General features: G+C 73.0%; 19 protein-coding genes and 1 pseudogene. 7 read left to right on the top strand and 13 right to left on the bottom strand.

The window, feature by feature from the left end:
• Nucleotides 1-14: 14 nt before the first annotated feature.
• Together ABT057_RS13185 and ABT057_RS49170 are read right to left on the bottom strand one after the other, a co-directional pair.
• Complete coding sequence (locus tag ABT057_RS13185; protein ID WP_352342845.1) at nucleotides 15-1,100, bottom strand: enoyl-CoA hydratase/isomerase family protein; 1,086 nt, start codon at nucleotides 1,098-1,100, stop codon at nucleotides 15-17.
• Between the two features lie 55 nt (nucleotides 1,101-1,155).
• Nucleotides 1,156-1,264 (bottom strand): annotated as a pseudogene (locus ABT057_RS49170) (ATP-binding protein); the annotation flags it as partial.
• 131 nt (nucleotides 1,265-1,395) lie between these two features.
• On the opposite strand from ABT057_RS49170, the gene ABT057_RS13180 reads away from it, so the two are divergent.
• The gene (locus ABT057_RS13180) at nucleotides 1,396-3,462 is read left to right on the top strand and encodes a SpoIIE family protein phosphatase (RefSeq protein WP_352342843.1); all 2,067 of its coding nucleotides are present in this window, start codon (nucleotides 1,396-1,398) and stop codon (nucleotides 3,460-3,462) included.
• A 61-nt stretch (nucleotides 3,463-3,523) separates the two neighbouring features.
• Nucleotides 3,524-4,168, top strand: a complete 645-nt coding sequence (locus ABT057_RS13175) for a precorrin-8X methylmutase (RefSeq protein WP_352342842.1) — start codon at nucleotides 3,524-3,526, stop codon at nucleotides 4,166-4,168.
• On the opposite strand, the gene pqqE is transcribed toward ABT057_RS13175, so the two are convergent.
• The 7 genes from pqqE to ABT057_RS13140 all read right to left on the bottom strand — a co-directional run bounded on the left by pqqE (nucleotide 4,140) and on the right by ABT057_RS13140 (nucleotide 10,575).
• The gene (gene pqqE, locus ABT057_RS13170; RefSeq protein WP_502973881.1) at nucleotides 4,140-5,300 is read right to left on the bottom strand and encodes a pyrroloquinoline quinone biosynthesis protein PqqE; all 1,161 of its coding nucleotides are present in this window, start codon (nucleotides 5,298-5,300) and stop codon (nucleotides 4,140-4,142) included. The genes ABT057_RS13175 and pqqE overlap by 29 nt on opposite strands.
• On the bottom strand, nucleotides 5,300-5,572 hold the full coding sequence (gene pqqD, locus ABT057_RS13165) for a pyrroloquinoline quinone biosynthesis peptide chaperone PqqD (protein WP_352342840.1): 273 nt from the start codon (nucleotides 5,570-5,572) through the stop codon (nucleotides 5,300-5,302). The genes pqqE and pqqD overlap by 1 nt, the downstream gene beginning before the upstream one ends.
• Nucleotides 5,569-6,291 (bottom strand): pyrroloquinoline-quinone synthase PqqC, encoded by a 723-nt coding sequence (pqqC, locus tag ABT057_RS13160; RefSeq protein ID WP_502973876.1) that lies wholly within the window; start codon nucleotides 6,289-6,291, stop codon nucleotides 5,569-5,571. The genes pqqD and pqqC overlap by 4 nt, the downstream gene beginning before the upstream one ends.
• A complete protein-coding gene (pqqB, locus tag ABT057_RS13155) occupies nucleotides 6,288-7,202 on the bottom strand; it encodes a pyrroloquinoline quinone biosynthesis protein PqqB (RefSeq protein ID WP_352342838.1) in 915 nt (304 codons plus the stop codon). The genes pqqC and pqqB overlap by 4 nt, the downstream gene beginning before the upstream one ends.
• Before the next feature lie 8 nt (nucleotides 7,203-7,210).
• Nucleotides 7,211-7,351, bottom strand: a complete 141-nt coding sequence (gene pqqA, locus ABT057_RS13150; protein WP_352342837.1) for a pyrroloquinoline quinone precursor peptide PqqA — start codon at nucleotides 7,349-7,351, stop codon at nucleotides 7,211-7,213.
• Nucleotides 7,352-7,436: 85 nt separating this feature from the next.
• Nucleotides 7,437-8,519 (bottom strand): PQQ-dependent sugar dehydrogenase, encoded by a 1,083-nt coding sequence (locus ABT057_RS13145; RefSeq protein ID WP_352342835.1) that lies wholly within the window; start codon nucleotides 8,517-8,519, stop codon nucleotides 7,437-7,439.
• 181 nt (nucleotides 8,520-8,700) lie between these two features.
• Nucleotides 8,701-10,575, bottom strand: coding sequence for an ABC transporter ATP-binding protein (locus tag ABT057_RS13140; protein WP_352342872.1), 1,875 nt, complete (start codon nucleotides 10,573-10,575; stop codon nucleotides 8,701-8,703).
• 165 nt (nucleotides 10,576-10,740) lie between these two features.
• Between ABT057_RS13140 and ABT057_RS13135 the strand changes: the two genes are divergently transcribed.
• Together ABT057_RS13135 and ABT057_RS13130 are read left to right on the top strand one after the other, a co-directional pair.
• A complete protein-coding gene (locus tag ABT057_RS13135; protein WP_352342833.1) occupies nucleotides 10,741-11,700 on the top strand; it encodes a lysylphosphatidylglycerol synthase transmembrane domain-containing protein in 960 nt (319 codons plus the stop codon).
• Nucleotides 11,701-12,107: 407 nt separating this feature from the next.
• The gene (locus ABT057_RS13130; protein WP_352342832.1) at nucleotides 12,108-13,205 is read left to right on the top strand and encodes a mechanosensitive ion channel family protein; all 1,098 of its coding nucleotides are present in this window, start codon (nucleotides 12,108-12,110) and stop codon (nucleotides 13,203-13,205) included.
• Nucleotides 13,206-13,309: 104 nt separating this feature from the next.
• On the opposite strand, the gene ABT057_RS13125 is transcribed toward ABT057_RS13130, so the two are convergent.
• On the bottom strand, nucleotides 13,310-14,854 hold the full coding sequence (locus ABT057_RS13125; RefSeq protein ID WP_352342830.1) for a M1 family metallopeptidase: 1,545 nt from the start codon (nucleotides 14,852-14,854) through the stop codon (nucleotides 13,310-13,312).
• Nucleotides 14,855-15,080: 226 nt separating this feature from the next.
• Between ABT057_RS13125 and ABT057_RS13120 the strand changes: the two genes are divergently transcribed.
• Nucleotides 15,081-17,300 carry an NADP-dependent isocitrate dehydrogenase gene (locus ABT057_RS13120; RefSeq protein WP_352342829.1) on the top strand — a complete coding sequence of 740 codons (2,220 nt, stop codon included), beginning with the start codon at nucleotides 15,081-15,083 and terminating at the stop codon, nucleotides 17,298-17,300.
• Between the two features lie 129 nt (nucleotides 17,301-17,429).
• Complete coding sequence (locus tag ABT057_RS13115) at nucleotides 17,430-18,224, top strand: N-formylglutamate amidohydrolase (protein WP_352342828.1); 795 nt, start codon at nucleotides 17,430-17,432, stop codon at nucleotides 18,222-18,224.
• Between the two features lie 19 nt (nucleotides 18,225-18,243).
• Here the strand turns inward: ABT057_RS13115 and ABT057_RS13110 are convergent, their stop codons facing one another.
• The 3 genes from ABT057_RS13110 to ABT057_RS13100 all read right to left on the bottom strand — a co-directional run bounded on the left by ABT057_RS13110 (nucleotide 18,244) and on the right by ABT057_RS13100 (nucleotide 20,820).
• Nucleotides 18,244-18,732: a hypothetical protein gene (locus tag ABT057_RS13110; protein WP_502973880.1), complete on the bottom strand. Its 489-nt coding sequence runs from the start codon at nucleotides 18,730-18,732 to the stop codon at nucleotides 18,244-18,246.
• A 32-nt stretch (nucleotides 18,733-18,764) separates the two neighbouring features.
• Nucleotides 18,765-19,340 (bottom strand): RNA polymerase sigma factor, encoded by a 576-nt coding sequence (locus ABT057_RS13105; protein ID WP_352342825.1) that lies wholly within the window; start codon nucleotides 19,338-19,340, stop codon nucleotides 18,765-18,767.
• Between the two features lie 70 nt (nucleotides 19,341-19,410).
• On the bottom strand, nucleotides 19,411-20,820 hold the full coding sequence (locus tag ABT057_RS13100; RefSeq protein ID WP_352342824.1) for a S8/S53 family peptidase: 1,410 nt from the start codon (nucleotides 20,818-20,820) through the stop codon (nucleotides 19,411-19,413).
• Between the two features lie 234 nt (nucleotides 20,821-21,054).
• On the opposite strand from ABT057_RS13100, the gene ABT057_RS13095 reads away from it, so the two are divergent.
• Entirely contained in the window at nucleotides 21,055-23,619 is a 2,565-nt protein-coding gene (locus ABT057_RS13095) for a CHAT domain-containing protein (protein ID WP_352342870.1), read from the top strand.
• Nucleotides 23,620-23,627: the final 8 nt, after the last annotated feature.

Below are 23,627 nucleotides of genomic sequence, written 5' to 3'. Positions count from 1 at the left end.
CCGTCCGGCACCCCCTAATCCGCCACCCGGTCCACCAACCCCCAGGCCAGGGCGCGTTCGGCGGTGACCGGGCGGCCGTCGAGGACCAGGTACAGGGTGCGGGGGCGGCCGATCCTGCGGGGCAGGCTGACGGTGCCTCCCGCGCCGGGGATCAGGCCCATGTCCAGCTCGGGCAGGCGGATCCGGGTGTCGGGGGCGGCCACGACGCGGGAGGCGAAGGCCGGGAGCTCGATGCCGGCGCCCACGCAGTGGCCGTGCAGCCGCGCCGTGAGCCGGCCGCCGAGGGCGTGCAGACGGGTCGCCGCTCCGGCCCGGGTGCGGATCAGATGCGCCCGGGCGAGGTCCGTGGCGGTTCCGAACTCGTCGAGGTCGCCGCCCGAGCTGAAGCAGGGGCCGTTGCCGTCCAGGATCACCTCGCGCACGCCCGGGTCCCAGAGGGCGACGTCGAGGGCGGCGGACAGGGCGTCCCGCAGCCGCGCGCCGTGGGCGTTGCGCCGCTCGGGGTGGTCGAGCGTGATCCGCAGCACGGCGCCCTCGCGGCGCAAAAGGACGGGTTCGCCGCTCGCGGGCGGAGGTGCGGGCCGCGGGCCGCGCGCCGTGAGCCAGGCGGCGAAGCCCGCGCCGCCGAGCAGTGTCGAGTACGCCAGCGACTCCGCGTCCAGTGCCTGCGGCACCGGCAGCTGCCCCGACAGCCTGAGGAGTTGGCGCAGCACCAGGGCCGCCTGGGGCTGTTGCTCGGCCCGGCCGCGCAGGAACTCCGACTCGGCCGCCGGGTCCTCGACGGCGACCGTGGCCGGGGAACCGGTGGCGGCCACCGCGCGGTGGCGGTCGCGCGGGGCTCGTACGAGGGTCAGATCCAGGGCGTCCAGGAGGACGGTCGGGCAGTCGGGGACGTCGCGGGCGGTACGGCCCACCAGCAGCCGTTCGCCCGCGCCGGCCCGGAGGACCGCGTGCCGCACGTCGGCGGCCGTCGGCGCGGGGGCCAGGTCGAGGTCGACGACGAGCAACGGCCGGTGGGGGCTCGCGTCGGCGTCCAGGAGGTCGGTGTCCGCCGCCCCGGCCGCGAGGTCGGTGACGGAGAGCGGTGTGGTCGGGGGCACGGCTCCGGTCTACCATCCCGGCATGTCCGACCGGGCGCCCGGCGATGGGCGAGGCGGCCACCAGGAAGAGGCCGCGGCCCCTCGTCCGTGCTGCGGGCGTGCCTCAGCCGCGGGGCGGTGCTGCCGGCGTCGGAGACCTCGCAGGTCAGCCGAGCGTCACGGAGCGCCACGGGCAGGTGGATGGGGCGATCTGTGTTCGCGGTCCGGCCGACGCGCATGGCCCGGCGCGAGCTCCCGCGCCTGCACTGTCGGACGGGCGGGCCCGGGGGCAGCATGGAAGGGAGGAGGATCTGGGATGACGGCCGAACCCTTCCGGTCCGACGGTGACGCGTACGGCCCCGAGACGCCCCCGCCCACCGGTCTGCTGGACGTCCTGAGCGTGTCCGCGCTGGTCCTCGACGCCGACGGGCGCATCGTCTTCTGGACCCCGCAGGCGGAGGAGCTCTTCGGATACTCGGCGCGGGAGGCCCTGGGGAAGTACGCGGCACGGCTGTTCATCCACCCCCAGCACCTCAAGGCCGTGGTGCGCCTGTTCACGGAGGTGCTGGAGACCGGCCGCAGCTGGGCCGGCGCCTTCCCCATCCGGCACAAGGACGGCACCAGCCGTCTGATGGAGTTCCGCAACATGCGGCTGCAGGACGACGCGGGTGGCGTCTACGCCCTGGGCATCGCCGCCGACCACGCCCTGCTCCAGCGCGTCGAGACCGACCTGGCCCTGTGCGAGCGGCTGATCAGCCAGTCGCCGATCGGGCTGGCCCTGCTGGACCCGGATCTGCGTTACCTCCTGGTCAATCCGGCGCTGGAACGTATCGACGGCATCCCCGCCGAGGACCATGTCGGCCGCCTGCTGCGCGAGACGCTGCCGCTGCCCGACGTCGAGACCATCGAGTCCGCACTGCGCCAGGTGCTCACCACCGGCACCCCGCTGCTCGACCAGTACCACGTGGGCCGCCCGCCGGCCGACCCCGAGCACGAGCACGCCTGGTCGCTGTCCTTCTACCGGCTGGAGGACCCGGGCGGGCGGATCCTGGGCGCGGCCGCCTCGGTCGTCGACGTCACCGAACGGCACCGGGCGGCGGCCGAGGCCGACCGGGCCCGGCGGCGCCTCGCCCTCATCGCGGAGGCCTCCACCCGGGTCGGTACCACCCTGGAGGTGGAGCAGACCGCCCGCGAGCTGGCCGAGATCGCCGTCCCGCAGCTCGCCGACGTGGCCGCCGTCGACGTCCTGGACGCGGCCCTCGCCTGCCGCCGCTCGCGCCGGCCGGACCACGGCCCGGAGCTCTTCCGGTCCCTCGCGCTCAAGGCCGCCTATCCGACGGTGGCCCTGCGGGCCGCCGACCCGCCCGGTGACCTGGCGGCCTACGACGGCGACCGTCTGGTCACCCTCTGCGTCCACACCGGCCGGCCGGTCATGATCCGGCACGTGAGCAGCCACGACATCCCCCGTATCGCCCGGGACGCCGAGGCGGGCTCCATGCTGGCCCGCGCGGGCGTCCACTCGTACCTCGCCGTGCCGCTGATCGCGCACGGCGAGGTCCTCGGCGCCCTCGACCTCAAACGCACCCGCAACCCGCTGCCGTTCGACGAGGACGACGTGGTCCTCGCCGCCGAGCTGGCCGGCCGTGCCGCCGTGGCCATCGACAACGCCCGCTGGTTCGAGAGCGTGCGCAACACCGCCCTCACGCTCCAGCGCAGTCTGCTGCCGGACCATCCGCCGCATCACGCCGGTCTCGACCTCGCCTCCCGCTACCAGCCCGCGCAGGCCACCAGCGAGGTCGGCGGCGACTGGTACGACGTCATCCCGCTGTCCGACGACAAGACCGCGCTGGTGGTCGGGGACGTCATGGGCAACGGCATCGACGCGGCCGCCACCATGGGCCGGCTGCGGACCGCCACCTGCGCCTACGCGGACCTCGACCTCGATCCCGGCGCCGTGCTCCAGCACCTGGACAAGATCACCTGCGATCTGGAGCACTACATCGTGACCTGTCTGTACGCCGTGTACGACCCCCGCACCCGGCGGTGCCGGATCGCCAACGCGGGCCACATGCCGCCCGCCCTGGCCGGGCCCGGCCACGCCGCCTTCCTGCTCGAACTGCCCACCGGGGCACCGCTGGGCGTCGGCGGCATCCCCTTCGAGACCGTCACGACCGTTCTCGCCCCCGGCGACCTGCTGGTCCTCTACACGGACGGCCTCGTCGAGACCAGGCAGCACCCCATCGACGACCGGCTGAGCGTCCTCCTCGGCTTCCTCGACGAACCCGAACGGCCCCTGGAGGAGATCTGCGACCTGCTGCTGTACGGTCTGCGCCACCCCGACGACCACGACGACGTGGCGCTTCTCGTCGCCCGCGCGCTGTAGGGGTCCTTGCAGGCCGGCGCGGGCGCACCGGTGACCGGCCGCCGTGGGTATGCTCGCCGCCATGCCGAACACCGTGACCAGCTACGACTACGAGAAGGACGGCGCGGCCATCTACCGCCGTTCCTTCGCCACCATCCGCGCGGAGGCCGACCTCGAGGGGCTCCCCGCCGACATCGGCCAGGTCACGGTCCGGATGATCCACGCCTGCGGAATGGTCGACCTGGTGCGCGACCTGGCCTACTCGCCCTCCGTCGTGGCCCGTGCCCGCGAGGCCCTGCGCGCCGGCGCGCCCGTCCTCACCGATGTGCAGATGGTCGCCAGCGGGGTCACCCGCAGGCGGCTGCCCGCCGGCAACGACGTGCTGTGCACACTCTCCGACCCGGCCGTCCCCGAGCTCGCGGCGAGGCTCGGCACCACGCGCAGCGCCGCCGCGCTGGAGCTGTGGCGCGACCGGCTGGCAGGCTCGGTCGTCGCCGTCGGGAACGCCCCGACAGCCCTGTTCCGGCTGCTGGAGATGATCCAGGAGGGCGCGCCGCGGCCCGCCGCGGTCATCGGCGTGCCGGTCGGTTTCGTCGGGGCCGCCGAGTCCAAGGACGCGCTGGTGGCGAACCCGTCCGGGCTGGAGTACCTGGTGGTCCGGGGCCGTCGCGGCGGCAGCGCCATCGCCGCCGCCGCGCTCAACGCGATCGCGAGCGAGGAGGAGTAGCGGGGACCGCCCCGGGGCTCCGGAAGACGTACGGCGGCGGGTCCTGCGCGGCCGGCCCGCCGGTGCCGCTGTCGGTGTCGGGTGCGGTGTCGGTGTCGGTGTCGGTGTCGGTGAGGGTGCGCAGGAGCGCGTGGTCGGGTGAGAGCGCGCAGGCCGGGTCGGTGCGGGTGGCGTCGCCGGTGAGGGCGTACGCCTGGCAGCGGCAGCCGCCGAAGTCCTCCGTACGGCGGGGGCAGGTGCCGCAGGGTCCGGTCATCCACTCGGTGCCCCGATAGCGGCCGAAGGCCGGGGACCGGTCCCAGATCCAGGCGAGCGGACGGTCCCGGACGTTGGGCGCGTCCAGGTCCGGCAGGGAGGCGGCGGCCGGGCAGGGCAGCACGGTGCCGTCGGGGGTGACGGTGAGGGAGACCGCCCCCCAGCCGCCCATGCAGGGTTTGGCGACGCCGTCGAAGTAGTCGGGGACGACCCAGACCAGATCGATCCGCCCGGCGAGCCGCTCCCGCGCGCGCTCGACGGTGTCCCGGGCACGGGCCAGCTGGTCGCGGGTGGGCAGCAGCGCGGCACGGTTGAGCAGGCCCCAGCCGTAGAACTGGGTGTTGGCCAGCTCGATGCGGTCCACTCCCCAGGCCTCGCCCAGGTCGATCAGGGCGTCCACGGCGCCGAGGTTGTCACGGTGGAGGACCACGTTGAGACCGAGCGGGAGCCCGGCCCGGCGGACGAGGGCCGCGGCCCGCTCCTTGGCGGCGAAGGCGGACGGCCGTCCGGCGATCCGGTCGTTCGCGCCGGGCTCGGCGTGCTGCACGGACAGCTGGACGCTGCGCAGGCCGGCCTCCCGCAGCGCGGTCAGCCGGGCCTCGTGCAGGCCGGTGCCGCTGGTGACGAGCTGGGTGTAGATGCCGGCGGCCTCGGCGGCGGCGACGATCCGCTCCAGGTCGGGGCGGAGCAGCGGCTCACCGCCGGAGAGATGGGTGTGGACGACGCCCAGCGCGGCGGCCTGGCGCAGGACGTCCGCCCAGTCGTCGGTGGTGAGTTCCGTCGACCGGCGGGCCAGTTCCAGGGGGTTGGAGCAGTACGGGCAGTGCAGCGGGCAGGCGTGGGTGAGCTCGGCGAGCAGGGCCCAGGGGCGGGGGATCACGTGAGCCAGCCCTCCCGGTGCAGCCGGTCGAGGAAGGGCGGGACCTCGGTGGCGACGGGGGCGCCGGGGTGACGCTCGGTCAGCTCGTCGACGATCCCGCGTACCGTGCGGGTGCCGTCGCACAGCCCGACGACCTGACCGGCGTGTCCTTCGAGGACGACGACCCGCTCGGGCAGGACCAGCAGGTCCCTGCCGCGCACGGGGTCGTGGCGCAGCATCAGGGCGCGTGCGAGGGCGGGACACCACTCGCCGCCGGGCACGGACCTCACCCCTGTCCCTGTACGGCGTCCAGCAGCGCCCACAGCACCTCGCACTTGTAGGTCAGCGCGGCCACGGCCCGCCGCTGCTCATCAGGGGTGCGGGCCCACTCCAGGACGAGCGCGAGCGCCTCCGTGCTGTCGCGGCGGCCCTGGTCGACGCGGGTGCGGAAGTAGGCGAGGCCGTCCGCGGCGATCCAGGGGTAGTGCCGTTCGAAGGCGTCGACGCGCAGCCGCATCAGACCGGGTGCGCTCAGTTCGGTGAGGGAGGCGGCGACCGCCTCCAGCGGCGGACGCAGACGGCAGAAGTTGACGTAGCCCTCCACCGCCAGCCGTACGCCCGGCAGGACGGTGTCTCCGGCCAGCAGGGTCCGGCGGTCGAGGCCGGCCGCCTCGCCGAGCCGCAGCCAGCGCTCGATACCGCCCTCGCCCTCCGCGCGGCCGTCGTGGTCCTCGATCCGCCGCAGCCACATCCGGCGCAGGTGCGGCGAGTCCAGCTTGGCGGTGATCAGCGCGTCCTTGACGGGGATGTGCCGCTGGTAGTGGAAGCGGTTGGCGATCCAGCCGCGCACCTCGGCCGGGGTGAGGTCGCCCTCGTGCATCCGGACGTTGAAGGGGTGGCGGTCGTGGTAGCGCTCCCGGGCGACCGCACGCAGCCGGTCCTCCAGCTCGGCCGGGCTCCAGGGCTCGGTCTGAGCGGGCTCGTTCAGTGGGGCGAGTGTCGTGGTCACAGCTCGATCACCATCTCGTCTTCGGCCACCTCGATACCCACGCGGGCGAGCCGCTTGTGCTGCGCCGCGCCGGGGTCGACGAGGGGGTTGGTGTTGTTGAGGTGCGTGTAGAGGCAGCGGGCGGACAGGGTGGCGAGGATGCCCGCGGTGCCGCCCGGTCCGTCGACGGGCAGATGGCCCATGCCGGTGGCGGTGCGGGTGGAGATGCCGGTGCGGCGGGGCTCCTCGTCGTCCCAGAAGGTGCCGTCGACGATGACGCAGTCGGCCTCGGCGGCGACGCGGTGCAGCGCCTCGGACCAGACGGCGACGGCGGGGGCGTACACCGCCGTCCGTCCGGTGGCCGGTTCGTAGAGACGCAGGGCCACGACCCAGGCGTCGTCCTCGGGGGCGTCGGCGGCGTACCGGGGGCGTTTGGCGGAGACGGGTACGGCGCTGATCATCAGGCCGGTGTCGGGCGGGCCGCCGGGGTCGCCGGGCAGCGGCCGCGCGCCGTGGCAGGGCAGGTCCCGCCAGGTCAGGTCGGTGTAGGGGCCCAGTACGGCACTCAGGCGGAGGCGTTCGTCGAGGGCCCGGCGGACCGGGGCGGTGGCGAGGATCTCCAGGCTGTCGGCCTCGCGCAGCCGGGCGATCCCCAGGGTGTGGTCGAGTTCGGCGTCGGTGAGGACCACTCCGGCGATCGGTGTCTGCCGGGGCCCGGGGCCGGGGTGGAGTCCGGGGTGTGCCTCGATCTGGTCGCCGATGTCGGGTGTGGCGTTGACGAGGTACCAGCGGCCGTCGTCGGTACGGACCGCGAGTGAGGCGTGGCGTCGGCGGCGCTCGGGGTGGGCGCGTGCCCCGGAGCATCCGGGGCACGCGCAGTTCCACTGCGGGATGCCGCCGCCGGCCGCGGTACCGAGCACCTGCAGCAGCATGGTGGCGGTTAGCGGGCGGAGAGGGAGTAGGCGGTGACCTCGAGCGCGGTGTCGACGACCGTGTAGCCGGGCGTCTGCCAGGCTCCCCGGTCGGTCTGCGCCTCGGTGGTCGCGGCCGGCTGTGCGGTGTGCTCGGTGGTCTCGGTCATGGTGCGTACCTTCCTTTCATGGGGGCACCCCTCCGTAGGACTCGCGCGGAGGGAGTCGCTGGACGGCGGGCGACTTGACGGCGGGTCACTTGATGGTGATCCGCAGGATGCGGTCCTTGCCGTCGCCGCCGTCGGTCGTGCCGAGCCAGAGCTCGTCGGACCCGGGAACCTTGGCGATCGCGCGCAGCCGGCCGTAGGCGCCGCTGTAGTAGGCCTTCGCGGTCCCGACGCCCTTGCCGGTGGCGTCGATCGGCAGTGCCCACAGCCGCTGGCCGAGGAGCGTGGTGACGTAGAGGACGTCCCGCTTGACGGCGATCTGGGACGGCACCCCGCCCTGGTCCGGGTGCCAGACCTTCTTGGGGTTGGTCATCCCGGCCTTGGAGCAGGACCCCTCGCAGGAGGGCCAGCCGTAGTTCCTGCCGGGCTCGACGAGATTGAGCTCGTCCCACGTGTTCTCGCCGATCTCGGTCTCCCAGAGCCTGCCGCGGGAGTCCCAGGCGAGACCTTGCGGATTGCGGTGGCCGAGGCTGTAGACGCGGGTGCCGAACGGATTGCCGGGGGCCGCGGCACCGCTCTTGGTGATGCGCAGGATCTTCCCGTTGAGCGAGTTCTTGTCCTGCGCGAGATTGCGGTGCAGGGCGTCGCCGACGCTGACGTACAGATAGCCGTCGGGGCCGAACGCGAGCTTTCCGCCGTTGTGGTCGCCGCCCCGGGTGATTCCGCCGAGGACGACCTTGTAGTCGCTGAGCGAGGCGCCGTCGAAGTGCATTCTGACGACCCGGATGTCGGAGGCGGCCGTCTGGATGAAGAAGACGTCCTTGTCGGTGGTGCCGTTCCAGGTCGGTGAGGGGGCGACACCCAGCAGTCCGCCCTTGCCTCCGCTCGGGGAGGGGGGAACCGTGTGGGGCACGGTGCCCGCCTTCTTCTTGGATCCGTCGCTCCCCTGCAGCCAGACGGAGGCGGTGAAACGCTCGGTGACCAGCGCCTTCTTCCCGTTGGGCAGGAAGGTGATGGCCCAGGGCCTGGTCCAGTTGCGGGAGAGGACGGAGGCGCCGGCCGGCGCGCCGTCGGCCCGGTCGGGGGCTTCGGCCGCACCGGCCGCCGCCGGGGTCAGGAGACAGGCGCCGAGAAGAGCGGTGAACACGGCCGAACGCGCCAAGCGTGACATTCGATGCCTTTCCCTCGGAGAAGGACGACGTTTCTCCGGAGAAACCCTCCGGAGAAACTCTTCAGAGAAAAAGGAGCGCGAGCCGGAATTCGGCGTCCACTCCTGCAAGGAGTATTGGCGGCCCTCTTCGGGACGGGCCACCTGGGATGGCCCATCCTGCTGACGGCCACCGGTGGGACTTTCAGACGGTGACGTCGTCCGCGCGCTGCTCGAACTGCGTCCGGTACAGCTGCGCGTACCGGCCGCCCGCCGTCAGGAGTTCCTCGTGGGTGCCGCGTTCCACGATCTGCCCGGCCTCCACGACGAGGATCAGATCGGCGGTGCGCACCGTGGAGAGCCGGTGGGCGATGACGAGGGCGGTCCGGCCCTCCAGTGCCTCGGCCAGGGCTTCCTGGACGGCGGCCTCCGAGGTGTTGTCGAGGTGGGCGGTGGCCTCGTCGAGGATGACGACCCGCTGGCGGGCCAGGAGCAGCCGGGCGATGGTCATGCGCTGGCGTTCACCGCCGGAGAGCCGGTAGCCGCGCTCCCCCACGACCGTGTCGAGGCCGTCGGGCAGCGAGTCGACGAGGGTGTCGAGGCGGGCGCGGCGCAGGGCGTCCCACAGGTCGTCCTCGGTCGCGGCGGGGCGGGCGAGCAGCAGGTTGGCGCGGACGGTGTCGTGGAAGAGGTGCCCGTCCTGGGTGACCATGCCGAGCGTCGCCCGCAGCGAGCTCGCGCTCAGGTCGCGGACGTCGACCCCGCCGACGCGGACGGCGCCGCCGTCGACGTCGTAGAGGCGCGGCAGGAGCTGAGCGATGGTGGACTTGCCGGCGCCGGAGGAGCCGACGAGAGCGACGGTGTGGCCGGGTTCGGCGCGGAAGGAGACGCCGTGCAGCACCTCGCTGCCGTCCCGGGTGTCGAGGGAGGCGACCTCCTCGAGGGAGGCGAGGGAGACCTTGTCGGCGGACGGGTAGCCGAAGCGGACGTCATCGAACTCGACCGACACGGGGCCGTCGGGGACCTCGCGGGCGTCGGGTTTCTCCTCGATGAGCGGTTTCAGGTCGAGCACCTCGAAGACCCGCTCGAAGCTGACCAGGGCGCTCATCACCTCGACGCGGGCGCCGGCGAGCGCGGTGAGCGGGGCGTACAGGCGGGTCAGGAGCAGGGCCAGGGCGACGACGGCGCCCGGTTCCAGACTGCCGCTCAGGGCGAGCCGGCCGCCGAGACCGTAGACGAGGGCGAGGGCCAGGGCGGAGACGAGGGTCAGGGCGGTGATGAACACCGACTGGGCGGTGGCGGTGCGTACCCCGATGTCCCGGACCCGGGCGGCGCGCGCCGCGAACTCCGCCGACTCCTCGGCCGGCCGGCCGAACAGCTTGACCAGGGTGGCGCCGGGCGCCGAGAACCGCTCCGTCATGCGGGTGCCCATCGCCGCGTTGAGGGCGGCCGCCTCGCGCTGCATGCCGGCCATCCGGCTGCCCATGCGCCGGGCCGGGATCACGAACACCGGCAGCAGGACGAGCGCGAGCAGGGTGACCTGCCAGGACAGGGTGAGCATGACGGCGAGGGTGAGAAGCAGGGTGACCAGGTTGGCGACCACGCCGGAGAGGGTGTTGCTGAACGCGCGCTGGGCGCCGATCACGTCGTTGTTGAGTCGGGAGACGAGCGCTCCCGTACGAGTACGTGTGAAGAACGCGACCGGCATTTTCTGCACATGATCGAACACGGCCGTGCGCAGATCGAGGATGAGCCCCTCCCCGAGCGTCGCCGACAGCCTCCTGCCCAGGATGCCGAGCGCCGCCTCCAGCAGCGCTATGCCCGCGATGAGCAGCGCCAGCCGCACCACCCGGCCGGGGTCGCCGTGCGACACGATCGCGTCGACGACACGTCCGGCGAGCACGGGTGTGGCCACGGCGAACAGTGCGGTCACCACCCCCAGCAGGACGAACAGCACCATGCGGCGGCGGTGCGGCCGGGCGAACACGCCGATGCGGCGCAGCGTGGCGGGGTCGAAGGGGCGGTGTTCCGTCTGGGAGTGCATGACGCTGTACAGCTGCGTCATAGCAATGGCGTCCATGCTCATGGCAGTGACCGTAGAACCTCGATCAATGTTGAGGTCAAGGTTTTCCCCTTCTCCCCGCTCCCCACGTCCCCCCGCCCGAAGGATCCGATGACCGTACGCAATGTTCCGGCCCCGCTCCCGCAACCCGCAGTTGGGTCCGCCTGGAAAACCTCTCCGAATGTGACAGCTGTCTCCCTCCCCGCTCGCTCCCGGCGTCTCCCCCTCCGCCGGATCCTGTGTCTGCTCCCGATCCTCCTGGTCGCCGTGGTCGCCGTGCGGCACCGCTCGGTGCTCGCCGAGGGCTTCGGTCATCTCGGCCACGCCGAGTGGCCCTGGCTGCTGGCGGCGGCCGGGGCGACCTCTCTGACCTGGGTCGCCGCGGCCGTGACCCGGCAGGGCGCGGTGGTGCAGCGGCTGCCCCGACGGCGGCTGCTGGCCACCCAGTTCGCGGCCGGCGCGGCCAACCATCTGCTGCCCACGGGCCTCGGCGCGAGCGCGGTCAATCTGCGGTTCATGACGGTGTGCGGAGTGCCGCTGGCCCGCTCCTCGGCGGCCCTCGCGCTGTATCTGCTCGCGGAGGGCGTGGCCCGGGTGGGGCTGCTGGCCATGCTGCTGCTGGTCTTCCCCGACGCGCTGCGGTTCGGCTCCCTGCTGCCCGGCGGGGCGCTCGGCCCGCTCCTGGGCGCGCTGGCGGCGGCCGTGCTCGTGGCCGTGGGCGTCCTGGTCTTCGTACGACGGCTGCGGGCTGCCCTGTTCTCGTTCCTGCGCACCGCCCTGTGCGAGGCCCGCTCGGTGCACACCCGGCCGGCCCGCGCGCTCGCCCTGTGGGGCGGCTCGCTGGCGTTCCCGGTGCTCCAGGCGGCCGGCCTCGCCGCGGTGGGGCAGGCGCTCGGGCTGCCGGTGCCGGTGGTCTCCACGGCTGTCGCCTATCTGGCGGCGACGGTGGCGGTGGCGCTGGTGCCCACGCCGGGCGGTATCGGTTCGGTGGAGGCGGCGCTCGTCCTGGCGCTGGTCGCGGCGGGCGGCCCGGTGGCGCTGGTCACGGCGGTGGTCCTGACCTTCCGTGTCATCACCGTGTGGCTGCCCCTGGTCCCGGGAGCGGTGACGCTCGGGGCGCTGGTGCGCTGGAAGGTGATCTGAGGCCCCGCCGCTTCACCGTTCGCCGTCCTCGTCCGTGCCGAGCCGGGGCAGGGTGTCGTCGAGGGTGCCGTAGAAGTCGTACTCGGCGGCCCGCATCATGGGCTCATGATGTCGGCGGACCACCGCTCGCCGCCCGGCCGGCCGGTTTCGCCGTCACCGCGTCAAGGATGGTTCGCCAGGTTACTTGTGAGAACGGCGTGACTTGTGGGGCGAGTGCCCGGAAGACGTCGTCCGGGCAGGCCCGGGGGTGCGAACTGCCGTGCCGGATACGGCAGGATGAAGGGCTGTGCCTCTTCACACGGGCACACCAGCACATCCCGGAAACGAGCAGGTGACTACGTGACGATTCTTCACATCCGGCCGTCGGCGGCCCGGTCCGCCGCGAAACGGCTTCCCGGAGGTGGCCGGTGAACCGCGCGATGACCCTGGACGACCTCCTCCTCGGCGGAATCGCCCTGGCCACGGGGTTCCTGGTGGCGTTCCTGTCCCGGGCGCTGCTGCTGTGGCTGGGCAAGCACGCCAAGCGGACCAGGTGGAGCGGAGACGACGTCGTCGTGGACGCGCTGCGCACGGTGGTGCCGTGGGCGGCGCTGGCCGGCGGGGCGGCGTCGGCGGCCGCGGTGCTGCCGCTGACGAAGGCCGTGCAGCACACCGTGAACCAGTGTCTGACGGTGCTGCTCATCTTCGTCGTGACGGTGTCGGCGGCACGCGTGATCGCCGGGCTGGTGCAGTCGGTGACCCAGTCCCGCTCGGGTGTCGCGGGCTCCGCCACGATCTTCGTGAACATCACCCGGGTACTGGTCCTGGCGATCGGCTTCCTGGTGATGCTGCAGTCCCTGGGCATCTCCATAGCGCCGATGCTCACCGCCCTCGGCGTCGGCGGTCTGGCCGTGGCGCTGGCCCTCCAGGACACCCTCGCGAACCTGTTCGCGGGCATCCACATCCTCGCCTCCAAGACCGTGCAGCCCGGCGACTACATCAAGCTGAGCAGCGGCGAGGAGGGGTACGTCGAGGACATCAACTGGCGTCAGACCACGGTCCGGGCGCTGTCCAACAACCTGATCGTGATCCCCAACGGGCAGCTCGCCCAGGCCAACATGACCAACTTCATGCGCCCCGAGCAGCAGTTGACGGTCCTGGTGCAGGTCGGGGTGTCCTACGACAGCGACCTGGAGCAGGTGGAGCGGGTGACCATGGAGGTCGTCGCCGAGGTGATGACCGGGATCGCCGGAGCGGTCCCGGACCACGAACCGGCCGTCCGCTTCCACACCTTCGGCGACTCCCGCATCGGCTTCACCGTGATCCTGGGCGTCGGCGAGTTCAGCGACCAGTACCGGATCAAGCACGAGTTCATCAAGCGGCTGCACAAGCGCTACCGCGACGAGGGCATCCGGATCCCGGCGCCGGCCCGCAACGTCTCGCTCCAGCAGGGGACCGCGGTCATCCCGCAGCAGCGCAGTGCCGAGGACGCGGGCGACACCGTCGCCTCCCGGACCGACGGGTAGGCCCGGTCCCGCGCTCAGGGTCTGTCCTCCGGATCAGGTCGGCGGCGAGCGGCGCCGACCGTGAGCCCGCGCCCCCGCGGCCGATCCGGAGGACAGACCCCGCCTCAGAGCGTCGCCGAGTTCTCGTGCCGGCGCGCGCCAGTCTTGTCGTGCGGGGCCGTGAGGGAAGGTGTCACTGGGGTGACCGTCCAGTCCGGGTGGCCCGGCATCCTCGGTGTCGTCGTGCCGTACAGCCAGTCCCGCAGGAAACCGGAGACGTCCTGGCCGGAGACCTCGCAGGCGACGGCGATGTAGTCCTCCGTCGACGCCGAGGAGTCCCGGAAGCGGGCCAGGAAGGCGCGCTCGACCGCGTGGAAGGCGTCCTCGCCGATCAGTTGGCGCAGCGCGTACAGGACGAGGACGCCGCCCAGGTAGCGCTGGCTGTCGAAGAGGTTCGCCGCGTTCGGCGCGGCGACCGGTCCCGAGGTCCGGCGCCACTGGTCGCCGCGGGCGTAGGTGTCCTTCATCCGGGCCTCGAAGGTGGTCAGGCCCAGGGAGTCCGGCCAGCCGCGCTCGTAGCGGTAGAGCAGTCCGTAGAAGTCGGCGTGGCCCTCGTTGATCCACAGGTCGGCCCAGGTGGCGGGGCTGACCATGTTGCCGAAGTAGGAGTGGACCAGCTCGTGCATCATGTGCGAGCCGATCTTCGGCTCCGCCTGGAGCAGGAAGTTCGGCTTGTAGAGGGTGAGGGTCTGGGTCTCCAGGCCGGTGAAGTCGAAGGCGGCCGGATCGTCCGAGTTGCAGGGCAGCAGTCCGTACGTCTCGAACGGGTACGCGCCGAGCCGCTGCTCCAGCCAGTCCACCAGGCCCGGTGTGAGGGCGAGGGCGGGCTCCAGGGCCTCGGCCCGGGCGACGGGGACGACATCGCGCAGGGGCAGGCCGTGCGGGCCCTGCCGGTCCTTGACGACGTAGTCGCCGACCGTGATCTGCACCAGTTCGGTGGCGATCGGGAAGCGGGAGCGGTAGCTGTACGCGGTCCGGTCGCCGGCGAGCTGCTCGGTGCGCACGAGCGAGCCGGAGGCGACCGCCTTCAGAGTGCTGGGGACGGTGATGCGGAAGCTGAAGCGCGCCTTGTCCGACGGGTGGTCGTTGCACGGGAAGACGGTGTGCGCCGAGTCGGGCTGGGGGCAGACGGCGAAGCCGTCGGGGGTGGGGACCCAGGCGGTGTGCGCGAGCGCACGGCGCGGGTCGGCGGTGTAGGTCACGCGGACCGTGGCCCGGCAGTGGGCGCGCAGCGGGCGGCTCGGGGTGATCCGCAGCTTCTCGTCCGCCGCCTCGAAGCCGGCCGGCCGGCCGTCCACCCGGACGGAGCGTATGTCCAGGCCGAGGGCGTCGAGGGAGAGGCGGGACAGGTCCTGGGTGGTGCGGATCTCCAGGGTCGCCGTCGCGTCGACCAGGGTGGTCGTGGCGTCGTAGGACAGGTCGAGGTGGTAGGCGCCGACACGGTAGCCGTCGTTGCCGAGGGCCGGGAAGACCGGGTCGCCGAGGGTCTCGGGGCCCGGTGCGGCGCCCTCGGAACCGGTGGCGTACGCGGTGTGTCCCCCGAGAGTGAGCGCTGCGGTGGTGCCGATCAGGGCGGCTGCGGGGCCCGTCACTCTGGTGCGATATCTCATGGTCCGCTTGGTCCGCTTTCGCTGAAGCGGCCGGATGGTCGGTCCGGCCGGTGGACGAGGTCGAGGATCTACTTCCTTGACCACCGGGACCCGGGATTTGGTTGCCCTCGAGGACGCAGCTTCTTCCGGAGGTGTGAGCGGCGCCCTGCGGACCCCTGTCGAGCCCGCCACCGTCACGAGATATCTTGATGTCGAGCAATGTTGCAGACGTGGAGCGGAGCACCCGGTGACTGACTCGACCATCATCTATACGCACACTGACGAGGCCCCGGCCCTGGCGACGTATTCCTTCCTGCCGGTGGTCCAGGCGTACGCCTCGCAGGCGGGTGTCGCCGTGACCACGCGGGACATCTCGCTGGCCGGGCGCATCATCGCCGTGTTCCCGGAGTACCTGACCGAGGACCAGCGCATCCCGGACGCCCTGCACGAGCTCGGTGAGCTCGCCAAGACGCCCGAGGCCAACATCATCAAGCTGCCGAACATCTCGGCGTCGATCCCGCAGCTCAAGGCCGCGGTCGCCGAGCTCCAGGCGCAGGGTTACGCGCTGCCGAACTACCCGGACGACCCGAAGACCGACGAGGAGCGGGACATCCAGGCCCGCTACGACAAGGTCAAGGGCTCCGCGGTGAACCCGGTCCTGCGCGAGGGCAACTCCGACCGCCGCGCCCCCGCCTCGGTCAAGAACTACGCCAAGAACCACCCGCACCGCATGGGCGCCTGGACCGCCGAGTCCAAGACGAACGTGGCCACGATGGGGCAGGACGACTTCCGTTCCACCGAGAAGTCCGTGGTGATCTCCGAAGCCGGTTCGGTGAGGATCGAGCTGGTCGCCGAGGACGGTGCCACCACCGTCCTGCGCGAGTCGGTACCGGTCCTCGAGGGCGAGGTCGTCGACGCGTCCGTGCTGCACGTGGCCGCTCTGCGCGAGTTCCTCACCGCGCAGATCGCCGAGGCCAAGGCCCAGGGCGTGCTGTTCTCAGTGCACCTCAAGGCCACGATGATGAAGGTCTCGGACCCGATCATCTTCGGTCACGTGGTGCGCGCGTTCTTCCCGAAGACCTTCGAGCAGCACGGCGCGACCCTCGCCGCCGCCGGCCTCTCCCCGAACGACGGTCTGGGCGGCATCCTCAAGGGTCTCGAGGCCCTGCCCGAGGGCGACGCGATCAAGGCCTCCTTCGACGCGGAGCTCGCCGAGGGCCCGGCCCTGGCGATGGTCGACTCCGACAAGGGCATCACCAACCTGCACGTGCCGTCCGACGTCATCGTCGACGCCTCGATGCCGGCCATGATCCGCACCTCCGGCCACATGTGGGGCCCGGACGGCGAGGAGGCCGACACCCTCGCGGTCCTGCCGGACTCCTCCTACTCCGGCGTCTACCAGGCCGTCCTCGACGACTGCCGCGCCAACGGCGCCTACGACCCGTCGACCATGGGCTCGGTCCCGAACGTCGGTCTGATGGCGCAGAAGGCCGAGGAGTACGGCTCCCACGACAAGACCTTCGAGATCAAGGCCGCCGGAACGGTCCGCCTGGTCGACCGGGCGGGCAACGTGCTCATCGAGCAGCCGGTCGCCGAGGGCGACATCTTCCGCGCCTGCCAGACCAAGGACGCGCCGATCAAGGACTGGGTGAAGCTCGCCGTCACCCGCGCCCGCGCCACCGGCGACCCGGCCGTGTTCTGGCTGGACGAGACCCGCGCGCACGACGCCAACCTGATCGCCAAGGTCAACGCCTACCTGCCGGAGCACGACACCGAGGGCCTGGACATCCGCGTCCTCGCCCCGGTCGAGGCCACCAAGCTGTCGGTGGAGCGCATCCGCCGCGGTGAGAACACCATCTCCGTCACCGGCAACGTGCTGCGCGACTACCTGACCGACCTCTTCCCCATCCTGGAGCTGGGCACCAGCGCCAAGATGCTGTCGGTCGTGCCGCTGATGGCGGGCGGCGGCCTGTTCGAGACGGGCGCCGGCGGTTCCGCGCCGAAGCACGTCCAGCAGCTGGTCAAGGAGAACTACCTGCGCTGGGACTCCCTCGGTGAGTTCTTCGCGCTGGTGCCGTCCTTCGAGCAGTACGCCACGGCCACCGGCAACGCCCGCGCCAAGGTGCTGGCCGACACCCTGGACCGCGCCACGGCGACCTTCCTCAACGAGGACAAGTCCCCGACCCGTCGCGTGGGCGGCATCGACAACCGCGGCAGCCACTTCTACCTGTCCCTGTACTGGGCGCAGGAGCTGGCGAAGCAGACGGACGACGCCGAGCTCGCGAAGGCCTTCGCGTCGCTCGCCGAGACGCTCACCGCGAGCGAGCAGACCATCGTCGGCGAGCTGATCGCCGCCCAGGGCGAGCCGGCCGACATCGGCGGCTACTACCAGCCCGACCCGGCGAAGGCGGCGGCGGTCATGCGCCCGTCGGCCACCTGGAACGAGGCGCTCGCCACCCTGAGCTGATCGCCGTGCGCGTTTCCGCCCCGGCCGGCACACCGCCCGGCCGGGGCGGAGCCATGTCGGCGGCGCCATGCTGTGATGGCACCTCCGATCATGCGTCCACGCCACCGACAACGCCCCGGGAGCCGCCCGATGACCTCTGCCGCACCCGCCTTCGCGTTCCTGCCCGGCGCCCCCGGTTCGCCGGTGATCCTGCACGTGCCGCACTCGGCGCGGGCGATACCGGCCGACGTGCGGGCGGGCATCGTGCTGGACGACGCTGCGCTGGAGCGGGAACTGGACCACATCACCGACGCGCACACCGCACGGATCGCCGAGGAGGCCGCCCGCTCGGCAGGCGTGACGCCGTGGCGGTTCGTCAACCGGCTGTCGCGGCTGGTCGTCGATCCGGAGCGGTTCCCGGACGAGCGGGAGGAGATGCGTGCCGTCGGGATGGGGGCCGTGTACACACGGACCACGCACCGGGAGGTGCTGCGCGGGGACGACACCGATCCCGGGCCGCTGGTCGAGCGGTACTTCCGGCCGTACGCGCGGGCGATGACCGAGGCCGTGCGCGAGCGGCTCGCGGCGGTCGGGCGGGCCGTCGTCGTCGACGTGCACTCCTACCCGGCCGAGCCGCTGCCCTACGAGCTGCACGGGGCGGGCCCGCGCCCGCCGGTCTGTCTGGGCACCGACTCCTTCCACACCCCGCCGGAGCTGCTCGCCGCCGCGCGCGAGGCGTTCTCGGCGGCCGGGGGGACGGGACTGGACAGCCCGTTCGCGGGGACGTACGTACCCCTGGAGTTCCACGGCCGGGACCCGCGGGTGAGTGCCCTGATGGTGGAGATCCGGCGGGACACCTACATGAGCGAGCCGGGCGGCCCGGCCGGGGCCGGCCTGCCGAGGCTGGCCTCGGCGCTCGCGGCCCTGGTGGACGCCGTCTCCTGACTCCTCCCGCCCCGCGGTGTCACGCGCGCAGCCATTCGGTGACGACCACCTCCCCGCCGGTGCGCAGCCGCAGGGCGAACGGGCCGGCGGGCGGGGCGTCGCAGGCGAAGCGGCCCAGCTCGTCGGCGGTCAGCGAGGCGGAGGCGCGCGGGCCGTGCAGGACCTCGACCGAGGCCGGCTGCGGCGGCATCAGCTGCCCCATCAGCCCCTCGTCGGTCACCTCCACGTCGACCGTCAGACCACCCGTGTGGAAGGTCAGCATCCGCGGCACGTCCACGGCTCCCCTGACCGGAATCGCGTCGGTCAGCGAGTCGAAGGTCAGCTCGGCGATCCGGGCGTCCAGGTCGTGCAACGCGTACGCCTCGACGGCGAGCAGGCGCAGCTCGGCCGGGACCGGGTCCAGGATGGCGGCGGCCTGCCGGAGCTCCTCCTCCAGCCCGCCGAGATCGAACTCCTCGGCGTCGAACGACCCTTCGTCCGGCACGCCGTCGTCGTTGTCGTCGTTCATGCCGTTCATGTCGTTCATGTCGTTCATGTCGGTCACAGTGCTCCCCGTGCGTCGAGTCGGGCCCTCAGGCGGCGCAGGCACCGCTGGCGCATCGGTCCGATGCTGCCGACGGCGATGCCGAGTGCGGCCGACACCTCCTGGTAGCTGGGCGGAGGCGAGGCGATCAGCACGCTCAGCAACTGCCGGCAGCGGTCGCCGAGCGCCTCGAACTCCTGCCAGAGGAAGCGGACGCGCTCGCTCTGCGCGGCCGCCTCCTCGGAGTCCAGCACCGACTGCTCCGGTGTCAGCTCCTCGCTGGCGCGGTCGAGCAGCTGGGGATCGTCGGTGGGGGTCAGCCGCCTTGAGCTCTTGAGCACCTTCAGGCACTCGTTGCGGGCGGTGCTGGCGAGCCAGGAGCCCGCCTTGTCGGGTTCGCGGATCCGGCCGAGATGCTGGGCGAAGCGGAACCACACGGTCTGGTAGACCTCGTGGCCGTCGGCATCGGAGAGCCGGTGCGCGCGCACCACCGACCACACCAGCGGGCTCAGCCCTTCCACCAGCGCCTTCCAGGCCGCCCCGTCACCGTCGACGGCCGACCGGACGAGCGCGCCGACATCAGTACGGTCCACGGCCCCACCCCTCGAGTACGGCCTGTCATCGTACGCCGTGGCGGGGCCCCGCTCGGACCTCATGCCGGCCTCATGCCGGACCTGCTTCGGCCGGCTGCCAGGTCGGCGGCCGCAGCGCCGGCACGTGCGCCCCGCGCACCTCGGCGAACTCCTCGTTCGTGGCGAGGAGTTCGCGGGCGGCGGCCCGTGGGTCGGCCTGCCGGTGCGCACTCATGTGGGCGGCGACGAGGCCCGCGACGACAGGAGTCGCGAAGGAGGTGCCGCTCCAGGACGCCATCCCCTCGAACATCACCTGGTCCGGCTTGCCCGAGGCCTCGCTGAGGACGCCCGTGTGGCGCGGCGAGCGGCAGGTGCACTCGTAGGTGAAGCCGTAGCGGCAGGCGTCGTAGGTCGAGTGCTGGTAGACGTACGGGACGGGCTTGCCGAAGCCGGTGAGGGCGCTGGTGAGGCGCTCGCCGGGGGCGTACACCCGCACCCAGGGGCCGTGGTTGCTGAAGCAGGCGCCGAACTCGCCGTCGCCGCGCAGCGCGCCGACCGAGAGCACCGCGTCGCCGTGGTCGGGCAGGGCGGCGTAGGCGGCGGGCCAGAACGGGGTGGCGCTGGCGTTGTTGCCGGCGGCCGCGACCAACAGGGTGCGCTGGGAAAGGAGTTCCCGCATGAAGGCGTCCAGGCCGAGGAGGCCGTCGACGCGGCCGTTGGAGGTGCCGGCGGAGAGGCTGAGGATGTCCGGCCAGCCGCCCTCCTCGACGGCCTCGAAGAGCTTGTCGCCGAACTGGTCCTCCAGGATCGCCCCGGCGTCGTTCAGCGTGCCGCGGACCGTGATGTCGGTGTTGGGCGCGACGGCCGCGACCAGTCCCGCGATGAACGTGCCGTGGCCCACGTACTGCTGGAGGACGCCGTCGTCGTCGGTCTCCCTGACCTGGGCGTCGCCGTCGGTGTGGGCGAGCAGCGGGTAGGAGCGGTGGTCGTGCATCAGACCGGTGTCGACGACGAGGACGCCGACGGCGCCCGCCGCGTCGTAAGTGCCCGGTGCCGCGGCGGGGTTGGCCGACGCCGCTGGGGCGGGCACCGGCTCGTCGCCGGGGCAGGCGTTGACGGAGATCGACACCACGTGGTTGCGGCTGACCAGCCGGCGCCCGGTGCGGCCCTCGGCGCCGCGCAGCGCGCGCAGGGCGCCCGCGACGGCGTGGTCCGCGGTGCGGTCGCCCTGGCCGGGGTCGCCGACCTGGATGCGGGTGATGCCGGAGCGGTTGGTCTGCGGTCCCGCCCTGCGTACATGGTCGGCGTCCAGGCCCTGGGTCTGGGCGAAGTGGGTGCGGACGGTGTCCTCGACGACGTGTGCCTCCTCGCCGTCGCGGGCGAGCACGACGCCCTTCTCGTAGATGAACTCCGCGGAGTCGTCCGGACCCATCGCCAACGGGATGTCGGGCAGTGCGCGTTGGATCTGGTCGAACTGTTCGTGGAATCGCTGTGGTGCCATGGCGTGTCCTCCCCCTGGGCGATGTCGTCAGTCAGATCCTCGAGGTGCCCCGCTGATACACGTGGTGCGACAGCGGGTGCGGGTGGTGCGACGGCTCAGGGCCGTGGTGCAGATATCTATGCGCGCCCCCCTGATACTGCTGGATACGGTCCCCGGCAGGTGTGGCGGGCCGAACGGAGCACTACCATCCGTGGAGTGACAGCGGGAAACGACTCGGTTCTCGAACTGCTGCCGATGGTGTTCGCCGCCCCCAACGACGCGTTGTCGCGGGCGGAAGGAGTGCTCGACACCGATCCGACGCCGTTGCACGCCTCGGTGGCCCATCAGGTGATCGGCATCTGGCAGCGGGACTGGGGCGACATGCGGCTCGCCCTGGACCATCTGCGGCGCGCCCACCGGATGGCGGCGCGGGCGGACTCGGCGGAGCGCGAGGCGGACGTCCTGGCCACGCTCGGGGTGGCGCTGGTGCACGCGGGCCGTACCCGGCAGGGTCTCGCCGCGTTCGAGCGCGGGATCGACCGAGGGACGGGGCACACCCGCGCGCGCGTGCTGTTCCGGCGGGCCTACTCCTGGTGGGTGCTCGGGCACCACCGTGAGGCACTGGAGGACGTCCGGCGCGCGATCCCCGTGCTGCGCCAGGCGGACGACGTCATCTGGACGGCGCGGGCCCTCACCCTGCGCGCCACCGTGCACCTCGCGCTCGGGGCGGTGGAGCGGGCCGAGGCGGACTTCACCGCGGCCGAGGCGCTGTGGGACACCACCGGCCAGGAACACGACAAGGCGGACGCCGTGGAGAGCCGGGGTCTCGCCGCGTTCCGCTCCGGGGACGTCCCGGCGGCGCTGCGTCTGCTCGACGAGGCGGCGGAGCGGTACGCCAAGCTCGGCACACCGATGTTCATGCTGAACATCCGGCGCTGCGAGGTCCTGATGGCGGCCGGGCTGGCGCCGGAGGCCCTCGCCGAGGCGGACGCGGCGATCGCGGTCCTGGACGGGATCGGCGGCCAGTCCACCCGCAAGGCGGAACTGCTGCTGGCCGCGGCGAAGGCGGCCCGCCTCGGCGGCGATCCGGGGACCGCGATCGCCCGTGCGGCACTGGCCGTACGGCTCTTCGCCGGGCAGCGGCGCACCTGGTGGGAGGCGCACGCCCAGCTGGTCCTGATCGACGCGCGGCTGGCGGCCGGGCGCGGCTCGGGGCGGCTGGTCGCGGACGCGGTCAGGGTGGCGGAGCGGCTGTCGGCGTTCGGCGCGCCCGCCGCGCCCGAGGCCTGGCTGCTGGCGGGCCGGATCGCGCTCGCCCTGGACTGGACGGCGGACGCCGAGAAATACCTGGAGGTCGCCGCGCGCAGCCGGCGCAGCGGTCCGCCGCTGGCCCGGATGACCGGCTGGGCGGCCCAGGCGCTGTGGGCGCGGGCCACCGGGTCGGGGCGGGGCGTCCTCGAGGCATGCCGGCGCGGGCTCGACGTGCTCGACGCGCACCGTACGACGCTGGGGGCGTCGGAGCTGCGGGCCCGGGCCACCGCGCAGGGCGCCGAACTGGCGGCGCTGGCCCAGCAGGTGAGCCTGGAGCTGGGCGGGCCGCGGCAGTTGCTGGTGTGGAGCGAGCGCTGGCGGGCCACGGCGCTGTCCACGCCGCCCACCCGGCCGCCGGCCGACCCGGCGCTGCTGAGCGATCTGACCGCGTTCCGGGTGATCGCGGCGCGGGCGGAGGCCGCCCGGATGGACGCCCGCCCGGTGCCGACCCTGGAGCGTGAACAGCGCCGTCTCGAACGGGAGATCCGCGCCCGCACCCTGCACAGCCGAGGGGCCGCGCCGGGGTACGGGGGCCGGTTCGACGTGGGCCGGCTCCTCGGCCGGCTCGGCGACGGTCGGCTGGTCGAACTCGCCGTGCTCGACGGGCGGGTGCAGGTGCTGCTGTGCGGCGGCGGGCGGGTGCGGCGGTTCACCGGCGGGCTGCTGGCGGAGGCGGAGCGGGAGGCCGAGTACGTGCAGTCGGCGCTGCGCCGGCTGGCCCACCCCGGCGGGGAGGGACGGCTGCCGCTGGTCGAGACGGCGGGCCGCCGCCTGGAGGAGCTGCTGCTCGGCGAGGCGGCGCGGCACCTGGGCTCCGGGCCGCTGGTGGTGGTCCCGCCGGCCCGGCTGCACCGCGTCCCGTGGGCGCTGCTGCCGTCGCTGCGCGAGCGGGTGGTGAGCGTGTCGCCGTCGGCCAGCGGCTGGCTGCGCGCCCGGGACACCGAGCCGCCGCCGCTCGGCCGGCATGTCCTGGTGCGCGGGCCGGGTCTCGCGACGGGCGGCGCGGAGGTGCCGGAGGTGGCCGGGCGGTACGGCAGACCGACGGTGCTCGAGCAGGACGACGCGCATGTGTCGCGGGTGCTGCGCGAGTTGGACGGGGCGGCGCTGGCGCACATCGCGGCGCACGGCACCTTCCGGGGCGACAGCCCGATGTTCTCGGCCCTGCGGATGGCCGACGGCCCGCTGATCGTCCACGACTTCGAGCGGCTGGCCCGCAGCCCGTACCGGATCATCCTCTCCAGCTGCGACACCGCCCGGCTCGCCTCGGTCGGCGCCGATGAACTCCTGGGCCTGGTCACGGCGTTGCTCCCGCTGGGCACCGCCGGCGTGGTGGCGTCCAGCGCCCCCGTCAACGACGAGGCGGTGGTGCCGCTCATGCTGGCGCTGCACAAGGGCCTCAGCGTCGGCCTGTCCCTCGCGGAGGCGCTGCGCGACGCCCGGGCCGCCCTGCCCGGCGACGCGCTGCACCAGGCGACGGGGTGGGCGTTCACGGCGTTCGGAGCGGCGTGAACGCCCTT

It is taken from the genome of Streptomyces sp. NPDC002588 (genome assembly GCF_040295925.1).
Taxonomy (GTDB): domain Bacteria; phylum Actinomycetota; class Actinomycetes; order Streptomycetales; family Streptomycetaceae; genus Streptomyces.
Note: the sequence above shows the minus strand (reverse complement) of the source record. Positions and strands in the feature narration are given on the sequence as shown.